Origin of the sequence: Pseudomonas sp. 44 R 15 (genome assembly GCF_900004965.1) — a bacterium.
Lineage (GTDB): Bacteria > Pseudomonadota > Gammaproteobacteria > Pseudomonadales > Pseudomonadaceae > Aquipseudomonas > Aquipseudomonas orientalis_A.
In genome coordinates this window covers 1-3,991 of the sequence record NZ_CVTU01000086.1, presented here as the reverse complement: position 1 = coordinate 3,991, position 3,991 = coordinate 1, and the positions used below count along the sequence as shown (strand labels likewise).

General features: G+C 59.9%; 2 protein-coding genes. One reads left to right on the top strand and one right to left on the bottom strand.

The features are described from left to right. Positions 1–333: 333 nt before the first annotated feature. A complete protein-coding gene (locus BFP93_RS11055; protein ID WP_065893104.1) occupies positions 334–2,781 on the bottom strand; it encodes a UvrD-helicase domain-containing protein in 2,448 nt (815 codons plus the stop codon). 217 nt (positions 2,782–2,998) lie between these two features. Here BFP93_RS11055 and BFP93_RS11050 point away from each other — a divergent pair, with 217 nt between their 5' ends. Next, entirely contained in the window at positions 2,999–3,694 is a 696-nt protein-coding gene (locus BFP93_RS11050; protein WP_065888109.1) for a pirin family protein, read from the top strand. The last annotated feature ends 297 nt before the right edge of the window (positions 3,695–3,991 follow it).

The following is a 3,991-nucleotide window of genomic DNA, read 5'->3' as shown; positions in this document are numbered from 1 at the left end:
AGAGCGTTTTGCTTACTTTTGCGCTTTTCAAAAGTGAGCCGCCGTCAGGGCGGAACCCTAAGTGGCCGTGACCGCAGAAACGGATATGTACTCGGTCCAATCCAACATCCCGGCCAGCCCAGAGGCCGCCATCGGGGGCAAGCCCCCTCCCACATTTGGACCTCGGAGCGTCAGGTAAATACGCGTTAGCTCCCTCGCCACAGGTGCGGTTTCGCACCAAAATTGTGTAGATACCTATGCCCCGATGAGGGAGTGTCAGTAAGCACATCTGTGACTGACCCACCGCAATCGGGGTGTAAGCCCCCTCCCACATTTAGATCGCATTGAGGCCGATTAACCGCGTTGATCGTCGAAATACGCCTTCCTGCCGTCCACCCGCTCCGATGCTCTTGGCACATTCACCGCCTGGCCTTCAGGCTTCTCCACATACCAATAACAGTGGCTCACCGCTCGCGTGATGCCGACATAGGCCAGGCGCAGCACTTCGTCTTTTTGTGCGTTGTCATACGCCTCGCTGTCGCCATCCTTGCCCAGGCCCGCCATGCGATAGACCTGGTTCTTGTAGGGCGAGCTGGTGAGGTGCTGGCAGTCACCCAATAGAAACACCGCGTCCGCCTGCAAACCCTTGGCACTGTGATAGGTCAACTGTTTGAGCCTGCGCGCCTGAGGCGGCAAGCTCGAATCCAGATTAACTACAGCCTGAATATGCTCTTGTATCAACAACTTATCGCTGCTTTTTCGATACAACATCAAGATCGTATCGCCCTGCTGATAATGCTCGAGCAGCTGCTGCGCCAGTGCCGCGTCGTCGCGCTCGCGCACTGTCACGGGCACCAGCGGCTTGGGCTCGCCACTGGCCCTGGCCTTTTTACCGGGAATGGCCGGCGCGCTGCGCACGATGTGCTCGGCAGCATCGATGATGTGTTGATGGCTACGATAGTTCTCAGCCAGCATCACCCGCGTGGTAGTCGGCGATGCAAACTCCTTATTGAACTCCATAAAGTACTTGGGTGAACTGCCGCGCCAGCCGTAGATCGACTGCCAGTCATCCCCCACGCACAGCAGCGATGAACGCTGCGCCCCACGCCCGACGTGCATGGCCGGGCCACGGCTGCGGATTTCGCGCAGGCTGGCACGGATCCACGAGACAATCTGCGGCGATACGTCCTGGAACTCGTCGATCATCAGGTGCGACATCGGCCGCAGCAGTGGGTCGCTGAGCAGCCTGAGGTTTTCCGGGGTATTTTCGCCAAACAACGAAAACATGCGGTTATAGGTCATGATCGGCGGCGATTGATCGAGCAAGTGGTCTTCCAGGGCCTTCCAGAAAATGCCCAGGGCCTCGAAGAACAAGCGGTCCGGGTCGTCCTTGGCAAAGCTCATGCGGCCTACGGCGCCGGGCACATCCAACCCAAGGTTCTCGATAAAGCCGGCGGCCATCACAAAGCAGTCCAACAGCGGCGCGGAAGCAAGCTCACCCTTGACCTTGTAATCGAACCCCGGCCCGGCTGTGGCGTCGCCCGCCAGACTGCTTAACAACCTAGCTGAAGACTCATAGTTATCCAGCCATATCAAAGGCTTGCGACAGAAAGCTTGAAACAGAGTGCGCTTTACCGCCCACTCCGCGCGCACTGACAGCTTTGAGTTGGGCCGACTGATCTGGGGGCTTTCCCGCGAATCAAAGCCCAGCACCACCCACGCGTCCAGCTCGGGGATATAGCCATGGCAATGAAATGTCGCCCCATTGATGTCGAACGCCTGCCGGCTCGGCTCGATACCCTTGATCGGCCACGCGCCGGCGCGAAACCACAGATCCTCAATGACGTCGCAGAGTTCTTCATCACGCCTGGCCGCCAGCTCCGTCACCGCCATGCGCTTTTGTACATCCGGGTGATCACGCTCCAACTCCTTGAGTTGCAGCCCATGGCGCGCCAACGGCGCGATCAACTCACGAAAACGCGCGTGGCTGCCGTGCAAGCGATGGTAGCAGGCGTTCATCTGTTGGCGCTGGGCGTCGTTGATGCGCAAGTCGAACGGGTTGCTGTCGGCGTCTTCGAAGCCGGCGCCGAGGTTCTCGAACGCCTGCAGTCGCTCAAAGCCCGGCAGGCTGCGCACCATCGGGAGGATGCGTGAGTGAAAGGTGCGCACCACCGCCTGGGCCTCTTTTTGGCCAAGGGGTTGGCCCCACAGGCTGAGAATCTGCATGAGCTTGTGGATGAAGTCCTTGCGCGACTCGCGGGTGAACGTCACCACGGTCATCGAACTCAGCTCGAAACCCAAGTAATGGGTGAGCAGCAGAATGCGCAGCACCAGGGAGGTCGACTTGCCGGCGCCGGCACCTGCAATCACTGAGGTCGAAGGCGTGTCGCTGAAGATCATTTTCCACTGCGCGGCGCTCGGCTGGGCGTGGGCCGGCAGCAAACGCGCCACGTCGGCCTTGATGCGCTTTTTAATGTCGGCGGTCAGGGGCAATCGCCAGTCATCGAACAGGTTGTCATCAATGCCCGGAGCACGGGGTTCATCGCTACGAAAATCGCGAATCAGCAGGACTTGCCGGCCCTCTTGCAAACCGTCCGCCTTGCCCTCTCGGTAGCCGTACTCCACACCGGCTTCGTGCCCGCTGCGAAAACCGTCGGCTTGACCATGCAACCAGGAGAAACGGTGTTGAGCGCGCAGCCGCGTGAGGCCGTGTCCGAACAGACGCGCGGCAAGCCGTTTCAGCAGCGGCATTTCCGCCAGCGGGCGCAATTCGGGGGGCAGATCAGGCTGTGGATGCGGCACGCGGACTCCTGGGATGAGCTGGGTTTCGACAGTGCGCCATGGTCGCCGGAATTGACCCCAAGTTCCAGCCAAATGCTTTGCTGTCATGCAGTTAGGCGATGAAGTGAAAGTTATTGCCCTAATTTCCCATCGAATCAATAGATAGGATTAAGGCAGTTTTTACGCTTTTTATCGATCATGTGCTGTTGGATCATAGGGTCATCAACAGGAGACGATCATGCTTGAACTTCGACCCTTCAACACCCTCGGCGGCGCCCACCACGGCTGGCTCGACGCCCATCACCATTTCTCGTTTGCCGAATACCACGACCCCGAGCGCATGCACTGGGGCAACCTGCGGGTGTGGAACGACGACATCATCGCGCCGGGCACCGGCTTCCCGCAGCACGCGCACCGCGACATGGAGATCATCACCTACGTACGCGAAGGCGCCATCAGTCACGCGGATAACTTGGGCAACAAGGGCCGAACCGAAGCGGGCGACGTGCAAGTGATGAGCGCCGGCACCGGGATTGCCCACAGCGAGTACAACCTGGAAGCCACGCCGACCAGGATCTTCCAGATCTGGATCATCCCGAACGAAGCCGGGTTGCCACCCTCCTGGGGCGCCAAGCCGTTTCCGCGAGGTGTACGCGAAGGATTCGTGACCCTGGCCAGCGGCAAGGCCGGAGACACCGAAAGCCTGCGCATTCGCGCCGACGCACGCCTGGTGGCGGCGAATCTGAAGGCCGGAGAAACGGCCGAGTATCGGCTGGACAGCGGGCGCCGAGCCTACCTGGTACCGGCAACAGGCGTGATTGAAGTCAATGGCCTGCGTGCACAAGCTCGAGACGGCGTGGCGGTTGCCGATGAGCAGGTGCTGCGGGTGACGGCGGTTGAAGACAGTGAAGTTGTGCTGGTCGACCTGGCCTGAGCCAAAGTCTTGCTGGCATCTAACTGATGCCAGTCAGTCAAACGCACACCGCCGCTTGTAGGAGCGAGCTTGCTCGCGAAAAACGTCAACGATAACGCGTGCTTCCTGAATAAACGCGGCGCCTGTTAGTTTTTCGCGAGCAAGCTCGCTCCTACACAAAGCAGCCGCACTCGTAACCACGATGCGAAGCGAGCCGCTCTTGATTTTGATCTTGATCTCAGGCGCCCCGTTAAACCACGCTGGCCGAACGCAGGCTTGAATCCGTGGGCAACCCGGCAGGACGCCGGGTTAGCCGCA